19 protein-coding genes and 1 tRNA gene are annotated in these 22,242 nt (G+C 65.4%); 12 read left to right on the top strand and 8 right to left on the bottom strand.

Translation table 11 applies throughout. The features are described from left to right. Positions 1-139 precede the first annotated feature (139 nt). Complete coding sequence (gene mutL, locus NP825_RS06340; protein WP_257549519.1) at positions 140-1,957, bottom strand: DNA mismatch repair endonuclease MutL; 1,818 nt, start codon at positions 1,955-1,957, stop codon at positions 140-142. Between the two features lie 196 nt (positions 1,958-2,153). Here mutL and NP825_RS06335 point away from each other — a divergent pair, with 196 nt between their 5' ends. Genes NP825_RS06335 through rodA form a run of 5 tightly spaced genes read left to right on the top strand, consistent with a single transcriptional unit; the run spans position 2,154 to position 7,667 of the window. Further along, on the top strand, positions 2,154-3,200 hold the full coding sequence (locus tag NP825_RS06335; protein ID WP_093508848.1) for a rod shape-determining protein: 1,047 nt from the start codon (positions 2,154-2,156) through the stop codon (positions 3,198-3,200). Between the two features lie 17 nt (positions 3,201-3,217). After that, positions 3,218-4,129 (top strand): rod shape-determining protein MreC, encoded by a 912-nt coding sequence (gene mreC, locus NP825_RS06330; protein ID WP_257549515.1) that lies wholly within the window; start codon positions 3,218-3,220, stop codon positions 4,127-4,129. Further along, the gene (locus tag NP825_RS06325) at positions 4,126-4,647 is read left to right on the top strand and encodes a rod shape-determining protein MreD (RefSeq protein ID WP_257549513.1); all 522 of its coding nucleotides are present in this window, start codon (positions 4,126-4,128) and stop codon (positions 4,645-4,647) included. Before mreC ends, NP825_RS06325 begins: the two co-directional genes overlap by 4 nt. Before the next feature lie 9 nt (positions 4,648-4,656). Further along, complete coding sequence (gene mrdA, locus NP825_RS06320; protein WP_257549510.1) at positions 4,657-6,564, top strand: penicillin-binding protein 2; 1,908 nt, start codon at positions 4,657-4,659, stop codon at positions 6,562-6,564. Then, on the top strand, positions 6,561-7,667 hold the full coding sequence (gene rodA / locus NP825_RS06315) for a rod shape-determining protein RodA (protein WP_257549508.1): 1,107 nt from the start codon (positions 6,561-6,563) through the stop codon (positions 7,665-7,667). Before mrdA ends, rodA begins: the two co-directional genes overlap by 4 nt. Before the next feature lie 8 nt (positions 7,668-7,675). Here the strand turns inward: rodA and NP825_RS06310 are convergent, their stop codons facing one another. After that, the gene (locus NP825_RS06310) at positions 7,676-8,548 is read right to left on the bottom strand and encodes a glycoside hydrolase family 3 C-terminal domain-containing protein (protein ID WP_257549506.1); all 873 of its coding nucleotides are present in this window, start codon (positions 8,546-8,548) and stop codon (positions 7,676-7,678) included. Between NP825_RS06310 and NP825_RS06305 the strand changes: the two genes are divergently transcribed. From NP825_RS06305 to NP825_RS06300, 3 genes are all read left to right on the top strand, one after another. Beyond that, positions 8,429-8,839 (top strand): hypothetical protein, encoded by a 411-nt coding sequence (locus tag NP825_RS06305; RefSeq protein ID WP_257551593.1) that lies wholly within the window; start codon positions 8,429-8,431, stop codon positions 8,837-8,839. The genes NP825_RS06310 and NP825_RS06305 overlap by 120 nt on opposite strands. Beyond that, positions 8,784-8,972: a ribbon-helix-helix domain-containing protein gene (locus NP825_RS23625; RefSeq protein WP_374046534.1), complete on the top strand. Its 189-nt coding sequence runs from the start codon at positions 8,784-8,786 to the stop codon at positions 8,970-8,972. Before NP825_RS06305 ends, NP825_RS23625 begins: the two co-directional genes overlap by 56 nt. Positions 8,973-9,280: 308 nt before the next feature. Next, positions 9,281-9,356, top strand: a tRNA-Lys gene (locus NP825_RS06300). 65 nt (positions 9,357-9,421) lie between these two features. Here NP825_RS06300 and NP825_RS06295 read toward each other — a convergent pair. The 5 genes from NP825_RS06295 to NP825_RS06275 are packed head-to-tail and all read right to left on the bottom strand — an operon-like array spanning position 9,422 to position 15,518. Beyond that, positions 9,422-10,159 carry an SDR family NAD(P)-dependent oxidoreductase gene (locus NP825_RS06295; RefSeq protein WP_257549504.1) on the bottom strand — a complete coding sequence of 246 codons (738 nt, stop codon included), beginning with the start codon at positions 10,157-10,159 and terminating at the stop codon, positions 9,422-9,424. Between the two features lie 52 nt (positions 10,160-10,211). Further along, complete coding sequence (locus tag NP825_RS06290; protein ID WP_257549502.1) at positions 10,212-11,453, bottom strand: cytochrome P450; 1,242 nt, start codon at positions 11,451-11,453, stop codon at positions 10,212-10,214. Beyond that, positions 11,453-13,162, bottom strand: coding sequence for a PEP-utilizing enzyme (locus tag NP825_RS23555; RefSeq protein ID WP_306998647.1), 1,710 nt, complete (start codon positions 13,160-13,162; stop codon positions 11,453-11,455). Before NP825_RS23555 ends, NP825_RS06290 begins: the two co-directional genes overlap by 1 nt. Before the next feature lie 56 nt (positions 13,163-13,218). Beyond that, positions 13,219-14,268, bottom strand: a complete 1,050-nt coding sequence (locus NP825_RS06280) for a hypothetical protein (protein WP_257549492.1) — start codon at positions 14,266-14,268, stop codon at positions 13,219-13,221. A 32-nt stretch (positions 14,269-14,300) separates the two neighbouring features. Further along, positions 14,301-15,518 (bottom strand): amidohydrolase family protein, encoded by a 1,218-nt coding sequence (locus NP825_RS06275; protein ID WP_257549490.1) that lies wholly within the window; start codon positions 15,516-15,518, stop codon positions 14,301-14,303. Positions 15,519-15,711: 193 nt separating this feature from the next. Here NP825_RS06275 and NP825_RS06270 point away from each other — a divergent pair, with 193 nt between their 5' ends. The 4 genes from NP825_RS06270 (at position 15,712) to NP825_RS06255 (ending at position 21,670) form a co-directional block, all read left to right on the top strand. Further along, a complete protein-coding gene (locus tag NP825_RS06270) occupies positions 15,712-16,371 on the top strand; it encodes a TetR/AcrR family transcriptional regulator (protein WP_257549488.1) in 660 nt (219 codons plus the stop codon). 126 nt (positions 16,372-16,497) lie between these two features. Continuing rightward, on the top strand, positions 16,498-18,594 hold the full coding sequence (locus NP825_RS06265) for a PEP/pyruvate-binding domain-containing protein (RefSeq protein ID WP_257549486.1): 2,097 nt from the start codon (positions 16,498-16,500) through the stop codon (positions 18,592-18,594). A 76-nt stretch (positions 18,595-18,670) separates the two neighbouring features. Then, positions 18,671-21,043 (top strand): TonB-dependent receptor, encoded by a 2,373-nt coding sequence (locus tag NP825_RS06260; RefSeq protein WP_257549474.1) that lies wholly within the window; start codon positions 18,671-18,673, stop codon positions 21,041-21,043. Between the two features lie 183 nt (positions 21,044-21,226). Next, the gene (locus NP825_RS06255) at positions 21,227-21,670 is read left to right on the top strand and encodes a MarR family winged helix-turn-helix transcriptional regulator (protein ID WP_257549472.1); all 444 of its coding nucleotides are present in this window, start codon (positions 21,227-21,229) and stop codon (positions 21,668-21,670) included. Positions 21,671-21,702: 32 nt separating this feature from the next. Here the strand turns inward: NP825_RS06255 and NP825_RS06250 are convergent, their stop codons facing one another. Further along, positions 21,703-22,227 (bottom strand): VOC family protein, encoded by a 525-nt coding sequence (locus NP825_RS06250; protein WP_257549470.1) that lies wholly within the window; start codon positions 22,225-22,227, stop codon positions 21,703-21,705. Positions 22,228-22,242 lie beyond the last annotated feature (15 nt).

The following is a 22,242-nucleotide window of genomic DNA, read 5'->3' as shown; positions in this document are numbered from 1 at the left end:
GGCGCTGAGAGGAATGGACCCCGGATCAAGTCCGGGGTGACGAGATAAGCTATGGCCGCTCCCGGTCGTTAATAGTCATCAACCATGGCCGTCCGAGCTATCGACGGTAATCGATTATAATATCGATGCCTTAACCCATTCATTTTCGGCCGAACAGCCGCTCAACATCCGCCATTTGTAATTTTACCCACGTCGGACGACCATGGTTACACTGGCCCGAGTGCGGCGTCACCTCCATCTGCCGGAGCAGGGCATTCATCTCGGCGACATTCAGCGTCCGCCCCGCGCGCACCGAGCCGTGGCAGGCCATCGTCGCCGCGACCAGTTCGAGCTTTTCCGAAAGGCCGAGCGCGGCGTCGTAGCCCGCGAGGTCGTCGGCGATGTCGGTGACGAGCTTGTGGCAGTCGATCGCCCCCAGCATCGCCGGGGTCGCGCGCACCATCACCGCGGCGGGACCGAAGCGTTCGAGTTCGACGCCGAGCGCGGCAAGCTGCGGCGCCGCGGCTTCGAGTCGGTCGCACGCGGGCTCGTCGAGTTCGACGACCTCGGGCAGCAGCAGGCCCTGCGACGGCACCGCCTGCCCGCTCATCCCGCGCCGCAATTGTTCGAGCACGAGCCGTTCGTGCGCCGCGTGCTGGTCGACGATGACGAGACCGTCCTCGGCCTCCGCGACGATATAGGTTTTCGCGATCTGGCCACGCGCGATGCCGAGCGGGTGCTCGTCGGCCTCGGGCGGCGCCATTTCGGCGACCTCGGCGCGGCCCGCGAGCGGCGCAGATGCGCTCGCGAAGGGAACGAGCCGGTCATAGACGCGCGCGACCGCCTCGTTCGCCGGTGGCGTGTCGGTGCCGAAAAGATGCACTGCGGGCTCGGTGCGGCGGCCGAAGAGGAAGCCGGTCGCGGGCTCGGGCGGCGGCACCGGCTCCTGCTGCCACGCCGCCAGCGCTGCCTCGGCCGGGCGCTGGACGCTGCGGAAGCCGTGCTCGTCGAGCGCGCGGCGCAAGCCCCCGACGATCATGCCGCGGACAAGCTGCGGGTCGCGGAAGCGCACTTCGGTCTTCGCTGGGTGAACGTTGACGTCGACCTCGCTCGTCGGCACGTCGAGGAACAGCGCGACGACCGGATGGCGGTCGCGCGCGAGCAGGTCGGCATAGGCGCCGCGCAGCGCGCCGACGAGCAGCCGGTCCTTCACCGGGCGGCCGTTGACGAACAGATATTGATGATCGGCGATGCCGCGATTGTAGGTCGGCAGGCTGATCACGCCGCCTAGATGCACCTCGCCGCGGTCGAGATCGACGCCGATGCTGTTCGCGGCCAGCTCGCGCTGGGTCAGCGCCGCGACGCGCGCGAGCCGGTCCTGCCCGCCCTGGACGTCGAGGACACGGCGCCCGTCATGCTCGACGACGAACGCGATGTCGGGCCGCGCCATCGCAAGCCGCCGCACTACGTCGAGGCAGGCGGCATATTCGCTGCGGCCGCTGCGCAGAAACTTACGCCGCGCGGGGACGCGCGCGAACAGATCCTCGACGAGGACGCGGGTGCCCTTCGCCAGTGCCGCCGGCCCCTCCGCCGCAAGCGCGCCATTGTCGACGACACGCTTCCAGCCGTCGCCGCCCGCGACCCTGCTTTCGAGGGTCAGCCGCGCGACGCTGGCAATCGAAGGCAGCGCCTCGCCGCGGAATCCCAGCGTCGTCACATCCTCGATCGCATCGTCGGGGAGTTTCGACGTCGCATGGCGTTCGAGCGCGAGCGCCATGTCGGATGGAGTCATCCCGCAGCCGTCATCTTCGACCTCCAGCCGCGAAATCCCGCCCTCGACGATTCGCACCGAAATGCGAGTCGCGCGCGCGTCGATGGCGTTTTCAACCAGTTCTTTCAGCGCTGCGGCGGGTCTTTCGACCACTTCACCGGCTGCGATCCGATTTACGAGCGTTTCCGGCAGGCGACGTATTGACATGGGGCCTCTCGTAGCGCAGTCGGACGCAAATCGCGACCCACCCGCACAGCCCTGATCATTTTGTCCAGCCACCCCAAAAGGACGAGCCGGAATCTCCCCCTGATTGTAGCTGTCGCCGGCCCCGGGGCGCGCGGGTGAAATCACGACAGGGGCGTGTCCGTCAGGGACGCGGCTTCGATGACAGGAAGCAGTATCGATGTCCTTCTTTTCTCGCTGGCTTAAATTCAACTCCCAAGACATGGCAATCGACCTCGGCACCGCGAACACGGTCGTCTATGTGCGCGGCAAGGGCATCGTCCTCAACGAGCCTTCGGTGGTCGCGGTCGAGACGCTGAACGGCATCAAACGCGTGAAGGCGGTCGGCGACGACGCAAAGCTGATGATGGGCAAGACCCCCGACAGCATCGAGGCGATCCGCCCGCTGCGCGACGGCGTCATCGCCGACATCGACGTCGCCGAGCAGATGATCAAGCATTTCATCACCAAGGTCCATGGCGGCAAGCCCAACGCGTTCCGCAGCCCCGAAATCGTGATCTGCGTCCCCTCGGGCTCGACCAGCGTCGAACGCCGCGCGATCCGCGACGCTGCCTCGAACGCGGGCGCGAGCGAAGTGTGGCTGATCGAGGAACCGATGGCGGCCGCGATCGGCGCCGACATGCCGGTCACCGAACCGATCGGATCGATGGTCGTCGACATCGGCGGCGGCACGACCGAAGTCGCGGTGCTGTCGCTCCGCGGCCTCGCCTACACCACTTCGGTCCGCGCGGGCGGCGACAAGATGGACGAAGCGATCGTCTCCTATGTCCGCCGACACCATAATCTGCTGATCGGCGAAGCGACCGCCGAGCGGATCAAGAAGGATTTCGGGATCGCGCGCATCCCCGCCGACGGCGTCGGGCTGACGATCCACATCAAGGGCCGCGACCTCGTCAACGGGGTGCCCAAGGAAATCTCGATCAACCAGGCGCAGATCGCAGAGGCCTTGTCCGAACCGATCGGTACGATCGTCGAGGGCGTGCGCATCGCGCTCGAGAACACGGCGCCCGAACTCGCCGCCGACATCGTCGACCAGGGTATCGTCCTGACCGGCGGCGGCGCGCTGATCGCCGAGCTTGACGAACTGCTGCGCGACGCGACCGGCCTGCCGGTCACGGTGGCCGAGGATCCGCTGACCTGCGTCGCGATCGGCACCGGCCGCGCGATGGAGGATCCGGCCTTCCGCGGCGTGCTGCAGCAAGCCTGATCGTCTAGGCTCGCATCATGGTCCGCCCGGCACATCGGCGTCCGGGGCAATCCCGAAAGGCCCAGTACAGCCTGTTCGCTGCCTATGTCATTGCGGTGACGGGGGCGGTGGCGGGTTTGCTGCTGGCTGTGCTGTCGGTCGTCGATCCCGTGGGCTTTGCCCAGCTTCGCATCGCGAGCCAGGAAGTGACCGCGCCGATCGCGCGCGCCAGCCGTGCGGCGATCGGCTCGATCTCGGGGATCGACGACGCCGTGTCGGCCTATGTCCAGGCGGGGTCGCAGAACCGGCGGCTGCGCAAGGAGCTGGCCGCGACGCGCCGCCAGCTTGTCGCGACCAGTTCGCTCCAGGAGGAAAATCGCCAATTGAAGGCGCTGCTCCAATTGCAGCAGACCGACAAGGCGGCGATCGCCAACGGCTATCTCCTCACCTCGACCTCGACGAGCAGCAGGCGCATCGCGCTGCTCAGCATCGGTCGCAACGTCGGCATCGCGGCAGGGCAGCCGGTGCGCGGCGCCGACGGGCTCATCGGACGCGTGCTGAGTTCGGGCCCCTCGGTGTCGCAGGTGCTGCTGCTTACCGACGTCGACAATATCGTTCCCGTCCGCCGCGCGCGCGACGGACTGCCCGCGCTCGCCTATGGCCGCGGCAACGGCGATCTCGACATCCGCACGCTCAATATCGCGAACAATCCGTTCAAGCCCGGCGACATTCTGGTCACCTCGGGAACCGGCGGTCTTTATCCGCCGAACATCCCGGTCGCGATCGTCGCGCGCCGCCAGGATGACGGCGCGCTCGCTCGCCCGCTCGCCGACCCCGCGAAAGTCGATGCCGTGTCGGTGCTGCGCGCCTATACCCCCGACAATATCGAGGCGCAGGCGGTCCCCGCGCCCGCGCCCGCCCCCGCTCCTCCGTCCGCGAAAGCGCCATGAACCCGCGCGGACCGCGCCTCGGCGAACCGGCGTCGCTGTGGCGGATGCGGATCGTGCCGATCGCGACCGTGCTGTTCGCCTCGGCGCTGCCGCTGATGCTGCCGCTCGTCGCCAGTTCGCCGGTGCTGCCGCCGCTCGGACTGCTGTTCTTTTTGAGCTGGCAGCTGCTGCGCACCGAGATGTGGCCGGTGTGGATCGGCCTGCCGCTCGGCCTGTGGGACGATCTGTTCAGCGGCGCGCCGATCGGCACCGCGATCGGGCTGTGGACGATCGCGAGCATCGTGATCGCTTATATCTCGCAGCGCATCTATTGGCGCGGCTTTCTGCACGACTGGGCGATCGGCGCCTTGCTCGTCGCGGTCATTCAGTCAATCGCCGCGCTGATCACCCACCCCCACGCTGCGCCGGGGCATGTCCTCGGGCTCGTGGTGCCCCAAATCATCGTTTCGGTCCTGCTCATGCCGCTGTTTCTTCGTCTGACCGGCAAGTTTGACAATTTCCGTCTCAGGCGCAGATAAATCCCGCTCATGTTCGGCAAGAAAAGCCCGCCCATCACCGAAGCCTGGAGAGGCATCACCTTCACCCGCCGCGCGATCGTCGTCGGCGGCGCGCAGGCGGCGCTGTTCGGCACGCTCGCGGCGCGGATGGCCTATATTTCGATCATCGACAATGAGCGCTATGTTCTTGAATCGGAAAGCAATCGCGTCAATCTAACGCTCATCCCGCCGCGGCGCGGCTGGATCGTCGACCGGCAGGGCAAGGCGCTGGCGAACAATCGCGTCTCCTTGCGCGTCGACATCATTCCCGATCGCCTGCACAACAAGGATCTGGTACTCGGACAGCTCAAGACGCTGCTCCGCCTCGATGGCGACACGATGGAGCGGATCGAGCGCGACCTGAAAGCCGCGTCGGGATTTCAGCCGGTGGCGGTCGCGGAAGACGTCACGGAGCAGGATTATGCCTCGGTGCTTGTCCATCTGCCCGAACTGCCGGGCATCGCGCCGCAGCGCGGCTTTGCGCGCAACTATCCGACCGGCGCCGCGGTCGGCCATCTGATCGGATATGTCGGGGCGCCGACCGCAGAGGAATATGAGAAGGTCAAGGATCCGCTCTACATCACGCCCGGCTACAAGACGGGCAAGGACGGGCTCGAAAAATATTTTCAGGACATGCTGCGCGGCAAGCCCGGCGCCAAGCGCGTCGAGGTCACCGCGCGCGGCAAGGTAGTGCGCGAGCTCAGCACCCAGCCCGACACGCAGGGCAAGACCGTCCACCTGACGATCGACGCCGACCTGCAGGACTATGCCGCGCGGCGCCTGGGCCCCGAATCGGGCGCAGCGGTCGTCATCGACACGCTGACCGGCGATATCCTCGCCTTCGTCTCGATGCCCAGCTTCGATCCGAACAGCTTTTCGGACGGCATCAGCAATTCGGAATATAGCTGGCTGCGCGCCGACGATCACCAGCCGCTGATCAACAAGGCGACGCGCGGCCTCTATCCGCCCGGTTCGACGCTGAAGCCGATGGCCGCGATCGCCGCCATCGAGCATGGCATCGATCCCAGCGAGCGCCACACGTGCATCGGCGGCTACCGCCTCGGCAACCGTTTCTTCCGCTGCCTCGGCACGCACGGCAGCCTCGATATGCCGCACGCGATCATGAAAAGCTGCAACAGCTATTTCTACTGGGTCGCGGATCGGCTCGGTTATGATGCGATCGCCCCGACGGCGCGCCTGATGGGCCTCGGCGAGGAATTCCAGCTCGCGGGCAGCAACCAGCGCTTCGGCACCATCCCCGACAGCGCGTGGAAGATGAAGAAATACGGCCAGCCCTGGTCGGCGTCGGATTCGCTGAACGCGGTGATCGGTCAGGGCTATGTCAGCGTGAACCCGCTTCAGCTCGCGGTGATGGCGTCGCGCATCGCCTCGGGGCGCCGCCTCTATCCCCGCCTCGTCAACCGGCAGTTCAAGAACGACCCCCTGCCCTTCTCCGCCGAAGCGCTCGGGACCGCGCGCCTGGGCATGGACCTCGTCGTCAACGGGCCGGGCGGCACCGCCGGGCGCAGCCGCCTGCCGCTCGACGGAATCACCATGGCCGGCAAGACCGGCACCGCGCAGGTACGCGGGCTCAACACCGGCAATGGCAAGGGCGGGACGTGGAAGTTTCGCGACCACGGCCTGTTCATCGGCTTCGCGCCGGTCGGCGATCCGCGCTATGCGATATCGGTCATCATCGAGCATGGCATGGGCGGCAGCCGCGCCGCAGCCCCCGTCGCCAAGGACATTCTCACCTTTCTCTACGACCGCGAAAAGGCGATGGAAGCGCTCGATGCGTTCGAGACCGGCTGGGGCGGCACGATCAAGGAGCGCATGGATCGCAATTATGCGGCCTGGAAGGCCGGTATCGCCGCGCCCGATCCGGGGCTCGCGCAATGATCCCCGTCCCGCCCGCCATCCAGCGCATTCCGTGGAAGCTGATCGCGCTGCTCGGCTCGATCATCACTTTCGACCTGCTCGTCCTTTATTCGGCGGCGGGCGGAAACTGGTCGCCCTGGGCGTGGCAACAGGGGGTGCGTTTCCTCGTTTTCCTCGGCATCATGCTCGGCATCAGCCGGATGCCCCTCCGGATCTTCGAGGATTTCTCCTATCTGGGCTATCTTGGTGTCCTGCTGCTACTCCTCGCAGTGGAGCTTTTGGGCTTCGTCGGCGGCGGCAGCCAGCGGTGGCTCAACCTCGGCTTCATGAACCTTCAACCCTCGGAACTGATGAAGGTCGCGATCGTCCTCGCGCTTGCGCGCTTCTATGCCCAATTGCCACCGGGCAACACGCGCACCTTCACCGCGCTCTGGCCCGCGCTGGTCGCCATCGGGCTCCCCGCCGCGCTCGTCATGCTGCAGCCCGACCTCGGCACCGCGCTCGCGATCAGCATCGGCGGCGTGGTCGTGATGTTCGTCGCCGGGCTGCCTTTCTGGTGGTTCGGCAGCGCCGCCGGCGCGGGCGCCGCGGCGCTTCCGGTGCTTTTCTCGATGCTTCACGATTATCAGCAGAAGCGAATCCTGATCTTCCTCGACCCCGAGAGCGATCCCCTCGGCGCAGGCTATCATATCAGCCAATCGAAGATCGCGATCGGATCGGGCGGAATCGGCGGCAAGGGCTTCCTCAACGGGTCGCAGAGCCATCTCGACTATCTGCCCGAGGGGCATACCGACTTCATCTTCGCGACGATGGCCGAGGAATGGGGGCTGATCGGCGGGATCGGCCTGCTCTTCGCCTTTTTCCTGCTGATCCGCTGGGGCACGCGCGTCGCGCTGCGCGCCCGCACGCGCTTCGGCCAATTGACCGCCGCCGGCCTGACGATGACGATCTTCTTCTATATCGCGATCAACCTGTCGATGGTGATGGGCCTGGCGCCGGTCGTCGGCATTCCGCTGCCGCTCTTTTCCTATGGCGGATCGTCGATGCTGACGATCATGACCTGCATCGGCATCATCCTGGCGGTCGAGAACGACAGCAAGACGGGCAGCCGCCGCTTTCACTGAGGCGCGGCTCAGCTCTCGACGGTGAAATACGCCTCCAGCGCCGTTTCCGAACTGCCGCCGACGAACAGCGAGAAGCCGCCCGGTTCGACCACGGGCGCAAGACCGACATCGAGCAACGCGAAATCGGCGGCCGCGAGCGTGAAGCGGACTTGTTTGCGCTCACCGGGTGCGAGCGCGATGCGGGCGAAACGCTTGAGCGCCTTGACCGGGCGGGTCGTACTCGCGACCTCGTCGTGCAGATAAAGCTGGACCACCTCCTCGACCGCGAACCGGCCTTCGTTCGCGATCCGGAAGGCGACATCAAGCGCGGCGCCGGGCGCGACCCGTTCGGACGACAGGGTCAACGCCTCGTAACGGACAGGCGCATATGTCAGGCCGTGGCCGAAGGGATAGAGCGGGGTCCAGGGGGCGTCGACATATTTGGCGCTGTTGCGTTCGGTCTCGCTCGGCGGACGGCCGGTGCTGCGGTGGTCGTAGTGGATCGGAATCTGCCCGACGTGGCGCGGGAAGCTGATCGGCAGGCGGCCCGACGGGCTGACGTCGCCGAACAGCAGATCGGCGAGCGCGGGCCCCGCCTCGACCCCCGGATGCCAGGCCCAGAGGATCGCCGGCGCGCGGTCGGCGAGCGCGCCGATCGTCAGCGGGCGGCCCGCGAAAATCACCGTCGCCACCGGCTTGCCGAGCGCCAGGACCGCGTCGGCGAGCGCCTGCTGTTCGAGGTCGGTTTCGACGGCACGACGACCTGGACCGAGAAAGGGGTGATGCCAAAGGCGGAGGCTGACGCCTATTGGGCGAATAATTTCGGCTTCGGCATCATCCGCCAGGCGCTGAACGACGGTTTCCGGATCGAGCGGGCGCCCGACACCAACGTCGAGGGCCACCCGGTGCGGATGATCCGGATCATCGACCCGAACGGGACCCGGACGCTGTTCGGCATCGATCGCGACAGCCATTATATCCGCTACATGGGCTTCGCGACGCCGCGCGGGTTCCACGTGCGCACCTATGACGATTTCGTCATGCTCGACAATCCGCGCTGGTTGCAGGCGCGCGAGGTGTCCCTTTATTATGATGGTGTAAAAGCGAACACCGTCTATTGGAAGACTGTCTCCGTCAATGCGCCGATCGACGGCCAGATATTCAAAGCGCCGAAATCAGGACTCGCGCCATAATGGCGGCGGCGGTCGCAAGGGCGACCTGTCACGCTTTGTTGGGGAAGCCGTCAATCAGGAAGTGCTCTGCAAAACCGCCCGCGATATCCAGGCGTGCATGCGGGCGTTGAACCGGGCGATATCGAGAAATTGATCGACGGCGAACTCGAAGCCATGCGCGCATCGCTCTGGACCGACGACCGGCCGCGAACGAAGTGCGCGTCAACCGCGATACGAACACCCTACTCAGCAGGCGCCGTGGCAGAGACGCCCGCGACCTAGCGAGGTTGGATGGTACCGCAGCGAGTCCGTCGCACAATGCACAACTGCCCGATGGAGGATAGATGTGAAAAAATATCGGCGAGGACCATTGCCATCAGCGAATTGGCATGATAGCGGGCCGCTCTCTTCGCAGCACAAGGCTCCCCGGAGCCGCTGAGGAGACTGCCTGAAAACGGCAGTGGACGCATAGCTCAGTTGGTAGAGCAGCTGACTCTTAATCAGCGGGTCCTAGGTTCGAGCCCTAGTGCGTCCACCATTTTTTAGAGACTTAGGATAACACCCCGCTGTCCTTCCAGCAACGGAAGGACGGTACAGCCAGTGTTAGAGCGAGAGACCGCCGTCCACCACGAGCGTATGGCCGGTTACGTAGGATGCGAGCGGGGACGCGAGGAAGATCGCGGCGCCGGCCATATCCTCGGGCGTCCCCATTCGCCGCTGCGGGATCGCCGCCAGGCGGCCTGCCAGGCGATCGGGATGCTGCGTCGTGGCCTTGGTCAATTTCGTATCGACGAGCCCCGGCGCCAGGCCGTTGACGCGAATGCCGTCCGCGGCGAACGCTTGGCCGAGCGTCTTGGTCAAGCTGATCGCGCCCGCCTTGGACGCGGCATAAGCGGGGTTGCCGATATTTCCCCGCAAACCCGAAATCGAACTGACCACGACGATCGAACCACGGGTCTCGGATAGCTGGCCGCGAAATTTGCGCGCGCAATGCATCAGACTATCAAGGTTGACCGCCATGACCCGGTCCCACCCCTCGCGCTCGAACTCGCCGCGCTTGTAGACGACGACGCCCTGGCACAGCACAAGCACGTCGAGCCGGTCGAAGGGCGTCGCGGCGGCGTCGATCGCCGCCGGATCGCCGACATCGACGCAATCATAGCCGAGCCCGGCCAGATCGGAGCCGTCGGCAGGATCATAGTCGGACGCCGCAGCGCGGGTTCCCCACACATGCACCGCCCCGCCACGTTGACGAAAGCCGTGCGCAATGCCGTTTCCGATGCCGCTCGATCCGCCGACGACGAGAATGGTCTTTCCGGAAAAATCGGTATCGGCGATCATAGTTCCTCCCCGGTGGCCGCCTTTGCCTGATCGGCGGGACGAGCCCCGTCTGTCAAGCGAGCGTAAAACGGATGGGTAGGCGCTTGAGCCCGCCGACGTTGGTCGATGCGAGCCAGGCCGGGTCGCCCGCCAGCTCGACGGAGGCAACGCGGCGCAGCAATTCTTCGTAGAAGATGCGGATTTCCATCCGTGCCATATGCATGCCCAGGCACAGATGCGGGCCGTAGCCGAAGGCGATGTGCCGGTTCGCCGGGCGATCGATCCGGAACGCGAAAGGATCGTCGAATATCTCCTCGTCGCGATTGGCGCTGGGGTAACACATCATCAGGCTGTCACCGGCGCGAACGGCCTTGCCGCGCAGTTCATGATCGCGGGTCGCGGTGCGAAAGAAATGGCGGACGGGAGACACCCAGCGCACCATTTCGTCGACGGCGCCGGGCAGAAGCGAAAGATCGGCCCTTAGCTGTGCCTGCGCATCGGGGTTCTCGATCAAGGCCAGCAGGCCGCCCGCTGTGGTGGAACTGGTCGTATCGTGCCCGGCCGTCGCCACGAGAATATAATAGGAGACGCTTTCATGGTCCGCCATCGGCCGGCCGTCGATCTCTGCATGCGCGAACAATGTGGCGAGATCGTCCGAAGGATTGCGGCGGCGCTCGGCGGTCAGGTCGCGGAAATAGTCGGAGAAGACCTTCACCGTATCGGCCAGGCTCGCGGTCATCGTCCGCGCCGCCTGCACGTCGGGATCGTCCGACCCGAAGATTTCCTGCGTCAGTTGCAGGATCAACGGCTCGTCGCATCGCGGCACGCCGAGGATGCGCATGATGACCCGCACCGGAAAATAGGGCACGACGTCGGCGGCGAAATCGCAGGCTCCACCGCGGTCGGCCATATCATCGATCACCTCGGCCGCGAGCTGGCGGATATCGGCTTCGAGCGCCTTGATCCGCCCCGGCATAAACCACGCCTGCGTGAGCTTGCGATATTGCGCATGATCGGGCGCATCCATGAAGACGAGGCTACGCAGAAGCGCGGGATTGCCGCCGGTCGCCGCGCGGGCGCGCTCCTCATAGGCGAGGGTGCGCAGGAAAGTGCGCGGCGCATTCAGAAAGAGATCGGGCTGCCGTTCGACCTCCTGGATATCGGCGAATTTGGTGACCGCCCAGAAGGGGCGATAATCGGGATGTTCGACGCGGTGCACGGGATCGTCGCGGCGCAGCGCGGTGAACAATGTGTCCATCGCATCGGGATCGGCGTAGGTATGGGGGGACAGGATTGCATCGCCGGGGGTCGGCATCAGGCGACCCCCTCGAGAATATCGACGGTTCCGGCCGCTCCGTCGACGCACACCAGCATGCCGTCCTTGATCCGGTCGGTTGCGCCGTCGACCGACGCGACGCATGGAATTCCCAGCTCGCGCGAGACGATGCTGGCGTGGCTATTGAACAACCCGAACTCGGTCACCACCGCGCCGGCGACGAGGAACAGCGGCGTCCAACTGGGGTTGGTGTTCGTGGTGACGAGAATCTCGTCGGGTTCGAGCGCGCCGGGGTCGGAAGGGTCGAGGATGATCCGCGCCCGCCCCGTGACCTGGCCCGGCGAACAGGCGACACCCGTCAGCCGATCGCCATCGGCGGCGGCCGCGATGTCACGCACGCTTCGCTGCGGCCATTCGGCGATCGGCGGGCATTCGCCGTTGACGAAGAAGGGCGGCTCGATCTGATCCAGGGCGTGATAATCGGCCAGCCGCCGGCGCAGCGTGTCGGTGAAGGCGGCGGGGTCGCTCGCCCAAGCGTCGAGTTCATTCGACAGAAGCATATAGAATTGCCGCCGGTCGTCGAGCGCGCCTGCCGCAATGCCCTGCGCCGCCAGCGCTTCGCAGCCCATGCGGGCCTCGTGAACCAGGCGGACGCACATATTCTTCGACCGCTCGCGCGCGACGAACCATGTCGCGAGCGCCGTCGCGGCGGCGTCGATCTCATCGGCCTGACCGGGAAATTGCGCACGAATATCGGCGAGGCATTCGCGCCGCAGCGCCGCGTTGCGATTCAGCGCCGCCTCGGGATCGGCTTCGTCCCCCTGCTTCGCCATCGCGTCGATCAGCGCCAGCGCGGTTTGCGGCGCGGTTTCATAGGTATCGTAGATCAGGTCCCATTCGTTCGTCGCGCGCGCGCCATGCTCATAGAGGAAATGGCGGAAGAGGTCGTGGAATCGGAGGTCGGTTATGCGACCCAGCACGCCGTCGATGCCCGGCGCGAAAGCGGCCTTGAGCGCGGGTGAGCCGCGAACCAGGCGGCTGATCGTCCAAAGCCCGCGAGCGATATCGGCGGACTCGACATCGCCGATGCCGGTGCCCAGCCGCGCCACGTCCCCGGCCCGGCCGACGGCCGCCAGAAGCTCGGCAAGCTGGCCCATCGCGATCATGCCCGCCTGCCCGATCTGCACATGGATGCATCCGGCGCGGTCGAGGAGGGGCGTAATCGACCGCAGCCGCGCGATGATCTCGGCCGGTGAAATCGACGCGAGATCGGGGCGCTCCGCGCGCAACGCGATCGCCGCTTCGTGCAAAACGTCCAGGTCGGGGTGGACCTCGCCCGCCATGAAGCACCCGACATTCGCCGCGACCCGCGCGCCGCAGGCGGCATTCGCGTGCCAATCCTCGGCGATATGCGGCGGCATTCCCGGGCCGCTATCGAACATCGCCGCCATGCGCGCCGCGCCACCCGGCATCATTCGCTCCATCTCGACGAACATCACCGAGATGTTGAGATAGAAATAGCCGCCGAAGATGCCATAGACATCCTCGGGCCCGTCGAACTCGTCGGCGTCGAAACCGCCGAAATCGACATAGCCGCGCACCGTGCCCGGACCGAAGGCTTCGCGCCAGACATAGGACCAGCCGAGCGGCGATACCGGTGCGCCCATCACTTCGGCCGCGTTGGAACGCGTATAAATCGGGAAGCGCTTCGACGGCGTATCGTGCAGCAGCCAGGTGTCGACGGTCATGCAATCCTCTCCCCCGATCCAGTCGCCGGCATTTTGCCGGTCGGCGGGTCGGTTTCTTATGCGTCTTCGAGCAGGCGATCGAGATCGTCGGCCTGATGCTTTTCGAGCACCGCCGCCCATTCCAGGCACCCCATGCCGACACGATCGCCGATCCGCACCCGCGAGATCGCATTATTGTCATAGCGGCGGAAGCCCGACCCGGGCAGATATTTGGGTACGTGGACGTGGGTTTCGCCGGTCAGCACGACCGGCGTATCGAACCCGAACGTCAACTCCGATCGGTCGTAACTGAGCAGGCCCGGCTCGGGGGTGAAGCGCCCCCCGACCTTGTTGGTCAGGAACGCGCCGTCGCGGTTCACCAATATGCCGGTGCCGATCGCCGAACCGTCGGGCTGCGGAAAGCCGATCGCGTTGCAGAAGATATTGCCGTTATCGAGCGACGACGCCGTCCAGAACACCCCGGAGTCGAACCCGCGCTCGACGCGTTCTCCCCAGCTATGATCGCGCACGAACAACCCACTGGTCTTCACTGTCCGGCCGCCGACGCGCAGCGTGCCGTGCCAACGACCGCCCTGCTCATAATGCGCCTGCGCCGAATTGTGCGAATGCGACCCCGCCGCGCTCAGCGTCTCGGCCCATTCGGCCAGCGCGGCGTTGAAATCGGCAATAGGAAGATCGCTTTCCATGACGATATCGATCGCGCCGATCGTATCGCCGCGGGGCGCATGCGCGAGGAAGCCGTGCGGACCGATGCCGCCCGCACCCTGGATTTCGGCGCACAGCCGCCAGCGGCTCCACGGCACCTCCGGCTCGAACAGCAGTTCGGGGATTTCGTCGTTGATGCGGAGGGTGTCGCCGGTCGGCCGGTGCAGGATCGCCGACGAGGCGACGCCATCGACGAAAACGATGATATGCGCCTCATGGTCGCCCTTCGCTGGCCAGCGCTTGGTATGAACCAGAAAGCCGTGCCCTTCGTCGATGTTCCACGCCGCGAGCATCGTATTTTCCTGCCACCGTTCGGGCAGCGGATCAGGTGGCCTGTGAAAATATTCGTCCGCATCCGGCATGCGGTGCGGCGCCATCCGCTCGGTCGCGGTGAACTTCATCGCCCTCTCCTGTCTTGATCCGTTCGCGGGGCTCAGGCGAGCGCCGGTTCCTTGATATCCAGCCGGAACAGCCTGTGCGCGTTGCCGAACAGAATCTTGTCCTGCGCATCGTGGGGCAGATGAGCGACCATCTGCTCAGCCTCGGTCAGGCAATCGGGCCAGTCGCAGTCGAGATGCGGGTAGTCTGTTTCGAACATGATGTTGTCGATCCCGATGTGCTGCGTCATTTCCAGCCCGACCGGGTCGCGGAAATAGGAGACGTAGCAATTCTGCCGGAAGTAATGCGACGGCTTCTCGGGGAGCGCGCGCTGGTCGACGGTGGCGACGCCGTCGATGACGATATTCTCCCAGATGAAGTCGCAGCGGTCGAGCGTGTAGGGCACGAGGCCGAGCTGCGATTCCGCGAACGAGACGCGGAGATGCGGAAAGCGCACAAAGACGCCCGACCAGAGGAACTCCATCAGACAGTGCATGACATAATAGGAGGCGCCGACATGCGCGACCGCTGCCGGCGCATCGGGCGCGGCGAGCGTCATCGGCGAGGTGCCGATGTGGACCGAGAGCACCATGTCGGCATCGGCGACCGCCTCGAACAACCCGTCCCAATAGCGCGACGAGATCGACGGCAGACCGCTCCGATGCGGTGCCTCGGGAAAGGAGATGGTCTTGAAACCGAGCTTGGCGAGCCGATGAGCTTCGGCGACCGCGAGGTCGGCGTCCCAGAGCGGAACGATCCCCATCGGGATCAGCCGGCCGCCCGACCCCGCGCACCATTCCTCGATCACGAAGTCGTTATAGGCCTTGATGCATTCGAGCGCGAGCAGCTTGTCCGACGCGAAGCTGAATTGCTCGCCCGCGAACATGACGAACATGTTGGGATAATTGGCCGAGGCGAGGATACCGGCCTGATCCATGTCGGCGAGGCGCGCCGTGCCGTTGTAACAGCCTTCGCGAATCTCGTCGAAGGTGTTCGGCCCGAACTTCACCGACGAACGCGGGTAAAAGCCAGCCGCCGCCGCAATCTTGACGATCGGAACCTGCTTTCCGTCATAATGCCAGACATCGCCGAGCGCGCCGTCGGGTGTCTCGCGAAAGCGGAAATTGCCGCCGCCGGCATCGTAAGCGGTGCCGGTCATCCGCTTTACATAAGGGCCCTGATCCCGAAACCGCGCCGGCAGACGCGTCTGCCACAGATGCGCGGGCGCTTGCAGATGATCGTCCGGCGAAATCAGGCGCGGGGCACGGGACATCGATGAAATTCCTCTCTCGCTTTATAAGTAAGTAAATGCTTACATCTGGATTCGGGGAGCGTCAATCCTCTTGGCGCCAGGCCTGACTCCGCAAAGGTTGGCGGGATCGGGCGCCGAAACCGGTCGGATTTGCATTCGGGGGCGCCATCACGCTATTTGCCGTACTGCACGGACCGAAGATCGAGGGATGGTGGTGACCAAAGCGCAAGCCCGGCCGAAGAAAGCGACGAGCCGCATTTCATCTGCGGAACGCCGCGAATCGATCCTGGCGGCGGCGACCGAAGTGTTCATCCGCTGCGGTTATGCGGGCGCCCGGACCAAGGACATCGCGGTCGAAGCGAAGATCAACGAAGCGCTGATCTATCGCCACTTCGCATCGAAGGAGGAATTGTTCGACGCCGCGGTGATCGAGCCGCTCGAAAGCTGGCTCGAAACCTATAATCATGCGGGACGGTTGGTCGCGACTGCGGCCGATGCGGAAACCCAGCTCCAGCTCCTCGAACGCGGCGCGGAGCAATATCTGAGCCATATGGACGAGGTGTTTCCGCTGCTGGGCATCGCGCTGTTCGGCAGCGGCAGCTATGGCCCGGAATTCTATGCCAAGCGCATCGTTCCGCTGATCGAAGGCTGGGCGCGACGGACCGCGACCGCGATGCCGTCGGATGCCCCCGGCAGCAAGCTCGACCAGCATTTCCTGGCGATCGCCGGAATCGGGATCAGCTTTTTCGTCGCGGCCAACGCGCATTTTCGCGGCACCCGGCTCGATACCGCGGCAAGCGCCAAACAACTCGCGCAGATGATGCTACCGCTGTTCGAACATCGCGGCGACGGCACGGACAGAAAGCCCGATTGACTTATCCCGGCCTCCAGAAGTAAGTGTTTGCTTACATAAAAGCTGGTCAAGCAAGATCGGCCGGGAAGAGGAGACTGGCATGGCGGACTGCCCAGCGGCGCGCTCGACGGTGACGGATCGCCGGAGATGAGCGAAGCGATCGCCTTCATGTTCGATGCACCCCACGCGCTGTCGGACGCCCAACGCCTCGAACTGCTGGGCGGCAAGGGCAAGAGTCTTTCCGACATGACCCGCGCCATGGGGCTGCCGGTGCCGCCGGGCTTCACCTTGGGCACCGGCGCGTGCCGGCACTATCTGCGCTCGGGCTGGTCGCCCGCGTTCGACGAGGCGATCGAGACGCATCTCGCGCAGATCGAGACGATGCTGGGGCGACGCTTCGGCGATGCGGTCAATCCCCTGCTCCTCAGCGTCCGGTCGGGCGGCGCGGCATCGATGCCGGGGATGATGGACACGGTGCTCAACGTCGGGCTCAACGCCGATATCGTGCCGGGGCTCGCGGCGCGTAGCGGCGGCGACGAGGATTTCGCCCGCGATTGCCTGCACCGCCTCCACGAATCCTTCGTCAAATCAGTGGGTCACGCGCCACCCGATGCGCCGCGCGCGCAGTTGCGCGCGGCGATCGAGGCCGTGTTCCAGTCGTGGAACAGCGAGCGTGCCAAAGCCTATCGGCGGATCGAGGCAATCGCCGACGACGCCGGGACCGCGGTCAATATCCAGGCGATGGTCTTCGGCAATCGCGACGCGATGTCGGGGACGGGCGTGGTCTTCAGCCGCAATCCCTCCGACGGCGAACCGCAGATCTTCGGCGACATTCTGTTTCAGGCGCAGGGCGAGGACGTGGTATCGGGCGCCCACCAGACGATCGACATTGCCCAATTGCCGAGCCGGCTGCCCGACGCCGCCGCAGCGCTCGACCGCTGCCTCGACGCGATCGAGCGTCACTATCGCGATCTGGTCGATGTCGAATTCACCATCGAATCTGGAAAGCTGTGGATATTGCAGGCGCGCCCCGGCAAGCGATCGCCCGAAGCGGCGATCCGGATCGCGCACGACATGGCGCTCGACCCCGACTTTCCTCTGACACGGAGCGAAGCGTTGGACAGGGTCGGGCATCTGCTCGGCGCCGCAGCGCGTTCGCGGCGTATCGCCGGCGACGAAAGCGCCTTGGGCGCCGGCCTTGGTGCGTCGCCGGGCGTTGCTTCGGGAAAGCTGGTGACCTGCGCCGAGCGCGCCGTCAACCTTGTGGCGCAGGGCGAAGCGGTAATTCTCGCGCGCCCCGAAACCTCGCCCGAGGATATCGAAGGCATCGCCGCCGCCGCAGGGCTGCTGACCTCCCGCGGCGGGCTCGCCAGCCATGCGGCGGTGGTCGCGCGCGGCTGGGGCAAGCCTGCGGTGGTCGGCTGGAGCGCGATGCAATTCGTCGAAGGCGGCATTTCGGTGGAAGGAATGCGAATCGACGAGGGTGCGATCCTGTCGATCGACGGCGAGAGTGGCGAGATATTCGCCGGCGCGCTTGCCTGCGAGACGCATCTTACGCCCGAGGCCGTGGTGATGATGGGCTGGCGGGATGGCCCCGCGGACGGCGGCATCGGCGCCGTGCAGTCGGCGCTGTCCGACGATGAACTGGTCCTGCTCGTCGCGCTGAAGGGATTCTGTCCCCGCGATGCCGCGATCGAAATCGGGCGGCTGGACAGCGACGCGCTGGCGGCGAAGCTCTCCGGGCTGGATGAATTTCTCGATGCCTCCTCGCCCCGTTTCATCAAGGTGACCGACTCAGGCAAGGCACGCGGCGATCAGATGGTCGCGGCGCATCGGGATGCGATGGGACTTGACGCCGCGCGCGATCGCCTCGCTGCGTTTCACATACTCAACGACGATTTCAAGACGCTCGTCACCGGCTGGCAGATGCGGCCGTCAGACGGCGCCCCGGTCTTCAACAACCATAGCGACCCCGATTATGACGCCGCCATATTGGGCCGGATGTCCGGGCTGCACCGCGACACAATGGCGTGGCTGGAGGCGATCGAGCCGCGCGGGCCGCTCCCCTTTTTCCGCACCCGCCTTGAAGCGGCTTTCGCCCGGTTACAAGCGGGAGAAACCCCCTATCTCGCCTCCCCGAAAATCGATTCCTATCACAATATCTGGTTCGAATTGCACGAATATCTCATCCGCCTGGCGGGGATGACCCGCGCCGAAGCCGAGGGTCGTCAGGAAGCCGGTTGACAGGCGCAATCGCTCATGTAAGTAATTAATTACAGACAACACGCGCCCGAAGGTGCGGAGCCTGGGGAGAGAGACGATGCCGAGGCACGGGATCAGCGGATTTGCGATGGCCGCCGCGATGCTGGGAGGTGCCGCGCCGGCCCTCGCCCAGACGACGGCGGACAGCGCCAGCAAAACGACAGCGGGAAATGAGGACATTATCGTCACCGCGCAGCGCCGCGACGAAAGCCTGTCGCGCACGCCGGTCGCGGTCGATGTCGTCGGTATGCAGGAACTGGCCGAACAGAATGTGCGGTCGGAGGCCGACCTGCAATTCGCCGCGCCCGGCCTGTCGGTGCGCGCGGGCGCGACCTCGAACGAAGTGAACTTCTCGCTTCGCGGGCAATCGGTCGACCAGTTCACCGGCACCCGTCCCGGCGTCCTCCCCTATTTCAACGAAGTGCAGATCAGCAGCAACAGCGGCGGCGGCAGCGGCGCGACCTCCTTCTATGACTTGCAATCGGTCCAGGTGCTCAAGGGACCGCAGGGCACCTTGTTCGGCCGCAACGCGACGGGCGGCGCGGTGCTGTTCACCTCGGCCAAGCCGACCAATGAATTCGGGGGCTATCTCAGCGCGCGCTACGGCAATTACGACACGGTGCAGCTCGAAGGCGCGCTGAACCTGCCGATCGTCGACGACCGGCTGCTTGCGCGCGTCGCGGGCTTCTACAGCGACCAGACCGGATTCCAGCACAATCTCTACGACGGGTCGCGGCCCGGCTCGATCGAACGCTATGGCGTACGCGGCAGCCTGACCTGGCGCGGCGAGGGCGGCTTCGAGAATGATCTGGTCGTCGATTACTACAAGGCCGACGGAACCAGCACCCAGTCGGTCCTCTATGCGCTCGATCCGACGCAGCCCACCGCGGCGGCGGTGACTCTCTTCTATTCTCCCGGCCTCGATCTCGTCTTCGGCCCCGGTGCCTGGGACGGCTATCTCAGCCGGCACACCAACCCGACGATCCCCGCCGGCGGTCTCGCCGACTTCCTGGCGATCCAGAAAGCGCGCGGGCCATTCACGATCGCGACCAACGACGCCAATTTCTATCGCGCCGAAAATCTGATCGTCACCAACTCGACATCGGTCGATCTCAACGACACGACCAAGCTCAAGAACATCATCGGCTATGCGCATCTGAAGACCGATGTTCGCGGCGACACCGACGGTTCACCCTTCGGCGTCGCGGGCGACGGCGAAATCGACGAGGTCGGACGGCCCGGCGGCCATACGCGAACGACGATCCTGTCGGAGGAACTGCAACTTCTTGGCACGCTCGCCGCCGACAGGCTCACCTATGCCCTCGGCTTCTATCTATCGAGCGAGAAATCGAACGTGTTCCGCCAGGCGACCTTCCTCGACGTGTTCGGCGATCTCGGCCTGTCGCCGCTGTCGGTCAATTCGGACGTCGCCTATAACAACAGCTACGCCTTTTACGGCCAGGGCACCTATCAGCTCGGCGGCGGGTTCGGCGTGACGGCGGGCCTTCGCTACACCAGCGAAACCGTGCGCGGACGGACGCTGCCGATCGACAACAGCTATGCGACGCCGGCGCAAATTGCCAGCGGCGTGGCGGACAACGACCAGCGCAAGACGATCCGCAACCTGAGCTGGACCTTCGGATTGCAGAACCAGATCAGCGACGACGTCCTGCTCTATGCGGTTACGCGCCGCAGCTATCGCAATGGAGGTTTCAACGGCAGTTCGCCGCCGATCGTCGGCGACGCCACGGTGAACGGCAACAGCTATGGCACCGAAACCGTCACCGATGTCGAGGCCGGCGCCAAATTCCAGGGCCTTCTCGCCACGATGCCCGCGCGGTTCAACATCGCGCTCTACAATATGTGGATCAAGAACGGGCAGCGAAACGCCTTTGCCGACATCAACGGCCCCGCCTCTCTGGCCGTCAACGTCCCGCGCACCAAAGTCTATGGGTTCGAGCTCGACGGCGATCTGCGGCTGACCGACTGGCTGCGCATCGGCGGCAATCTCAACTATACCCACGCACGCTTCACCAACGGTCTGACCCCGGCGTTCGGCGGCACGATCCTGCTCGGCACGGTGCCCGATACTCCCGAATGGTCGGGCACCGTCTATGGCGAGATTTCGGCGCCGGTGTCGAGCCGCCTCACCGCATCGCTGCGCGGCGACCTCTATTCGCAGACCGGCACCTTCTACATCGCGTCGGGCAACCTTAACCCGACCGCGCATCTGCCCGGCTATTCGATCGCCAATTTCCGGATCGGCATCGAGGATGAAGCGGCCGGCTGGTCGCTGTCGGCCAACCTCAAGAACGCCTTCAACAAAGTCTATTATGTCGGCGGTATGCCGCTCGCGGCGCTGCTTCAGTTCAACTCGGCGCTTCCGGGCGCGCCGCGCACCTATTCGCTCGAAGCGCGCTATCGCTTCTGACCTTCGGGAACGGCGGGGTGGCCATTCCTCTGCCCCGCCTTTCCCGCACCGCCGTTGCGCGGCCCGATCGCGGCGAGTGCGGAGAGGTGCCGAAAGCCGCATCACCGGCACACCTCGACATCCCGTGCTTCCGCATCCGCTCGTCGCTTGCCTATCGGCAAGTCCTATGCATAGACACCGGGAATGCAGTCGACCAACTACCTTATCGCTCCCCTGCTCGAGGGCTTCGAATGGTTCGACGACGCGCTGCAACGCAGCCTCAAGGCCGCAGGCTGGGAGCCCGTCACGCGCGCCGAATCGATGGTCATTCTGCACGTCCTCGTCGGCACGCGGCGCCCGGCGGATATCGCCCGGGCGCTTCGCCTGTCGCGCCAGGCGGTGCACACGACGATCGGGAGCCTGGTCAAGGCGGGCTTCTTCGCGCTCGAACCCGATCCCGAGGACGGCCGGATCAAGATCGTGACGCTCGCCGAGCGCGGCGCGCAGATGCACGAAGATGCCAATGCGATCGTCGAACAGCTGGGCGCGCTGCTCGAACAGCGGATCGGCAAGCGCCGCGTGCGCGCGTTGCACGGCGCGTTCGAGGCCGATTGGGGCGAGCCGCCGGTCGTGACGATCAGGCGCTGAAGCGGCCGACAAGCTACCAACAGCGTGCCCTGTCAAGCGGCGGCTTCGACGCGCTGGGGTTCGTGGCGAACATCCTCGGGGCCGAACACCTTGGTGTTGGCGGCGAACTCCATCATGATGCCGTTGGGATCGGTGAAATAGACCGAGCGGATGAACACGCCGTCGTGCATCGTCATGCTCACCGTCGTCTCGCTGTCGTCGTGGTTCACGACCATCGGGATGACCTCGACCCCCGCCTCGACCAGCCGGCCGATCGCGGCCTCCAGTTCGTCCTCTTCCATGTGGAAGGCGAGATGGTTCATCGACCCGACCGCGGTCTTGTCGTCGCCGGGAAATTTCTTCACCGACGCGACGCCCGGCGCCGCGGGCGGCGCATCCTTCCACCAGAAGAAGGCGACCGCCGATCCGCCGCCGCAATCGAAGAAGAAATGCTGGCCGCCGGTCGGCAGCTCGACCGTCTTGACCAGCGGCATCTGCAGCACCTCGGTATAGAATTTGACCGTTTCAGCCATGTCGCGCGCCACGAGCGCGATGTGATTGATCCCCATTGTCTTCATTTGGTCTCTCCTGAA

The sequence above is a fragment of the Sphingopyxis sp. DBS4 genome (assembly GCF_024628865.1).
Taxonomy (GTDB): Bacteria; Pseudomonadota; Alphaproteobacteria; order Sphingomonadales; family Sphingomonadaceae; genus Sphingopyxis.
This window is presented reverse-complemented; position numbering and strand designations above follow the sequence as displayed.

What these genes read in the sequence shown, in the direction of transcription:
- NP825_RS06250 (WP_257549470.1), bottom strand. Translation starts at nt 22,227, where the DNA reads ATGAAGACAATGGGGATCAATCACATCGCGCTCGTGGCGCGCGACATG.
- NP825_RS06305 (WP_257551593.1), top strand. Translation starts at nt 8,429, where the DNA reads ATGCCAAAGGCGGAGGCTGACGCCTATTGGGCGAATAATTTCGGCTTC.
- mrdA (WP_257549510.1), top strand. Translation starts at nt 4,657, where the DNA reads ATGTTCGGCAAGAAAAGCCCGCCCATCACCGAAGCCTGGAGAGGCATC.
- NP825_RS06295 (WP_257549504.1), bottom strand. Translation starts at nt 10,159, where the DNA reads ATGATCGCCGATACCGATTTTTCCGGAAAGACCATTCTCGTCGTCGGC.
- NP825_RS06335 (WP_093508848.1), top strand. Translation starts at nt 2,154, where the DNA reads ATGTCCTTCTTTTCTCGCTGGCTTAAATTCAACTCCCAAGACATGGCA.
- rodA (WP_257549508.1), top strand. Translation starts at nt 6,561, where the DNA reads ATGATCCCCGTCCCGCCCGCCATCCAGCGCATTCCGTGGAAGCTGATC.
- mreC (WP_257549515.1), top strand. Translation starts at nt 3,218, where the DNA reads ATGGTCCGCCCGGCACATCGGCGTCCGGGGCAATCCCGAAAGGCCCAG.
- NP825_RS06255 (WP_257549472.1), top strand. Translation starts at nt 21,227, where the DNA reads ATGCAGTCGACCAACTACCTTATCGCTCCCCTGCTCGAGGGCTTCGAA.
- mutL (WP_257549519.1), bottom strand. Translation starts at nt 1,957, where the DNA reads ATGTCAATACGTCGCCTGCCGGAAACGCTCGTAAATCGGATCGCAGCC.
- NP825_RS06325 (WP_257549513.1), top strand. Translation starts at nt 4,126, where the DNA reads ATGAACCCGCGCGGACCGCGCCTCGGCGAACCGGCGTCGCTGTGGCGG.
- NP825_RS23625 (WP_374046534.1), top strand. Translation starts at nt 8,784, where the DNA reads ATGCGCCGATCGACGGCCAGATATTCAAAGCGCCGAAATCAGGACTCG.
- NP825_RS23555 (WP_306998647.1), bottom strand. Translation starts at nt 13,162, where the DNA reads ATGACCGTCGACACCTGGCTGCTGCACGATACGCCGTCGAAGCGCTTC.
- NP825_RS06290 (WP_257549502.1), bottom strand. Translation starts at nt 11,453, where the DNA reads ATGCCGACCCCCGGCGATGCAATCCTGTCCCCCCATACCTACGCCGAT.
- NP825_RS06265 (WP_257549486.1), top strand. Translation starts at nt 16,498, where the DNA reads ATGAGCGAAGCGATCGCCTTCATGTTCGATGCACCCCACGCGCTGTCG.
- NP825_RS06260 (WP_257549474.1), top strand. Translation starts at nt 18,671, where the DNA reads ATGCCGAGGCACGGGATCAGCGGATTTGCGATGGCCGCCGCGATGCTG.
- NP825_RS06280 (WP_257549492.1), bottom strand. Translation starts at nt 14,268, where the DNA reads ATGAAGTTCACCGCGACCGAGCGGATGGCGCCGCACCGCATGCCGGAT.
- NP825_RS06275 (WP_257549490.1), bottom strand. Translation starts at nt 15,518, where the DNA reads ATGTCCCGTGCCCCGCGCCTGATTTCGCCGGACGATCATCTGCAAGCG.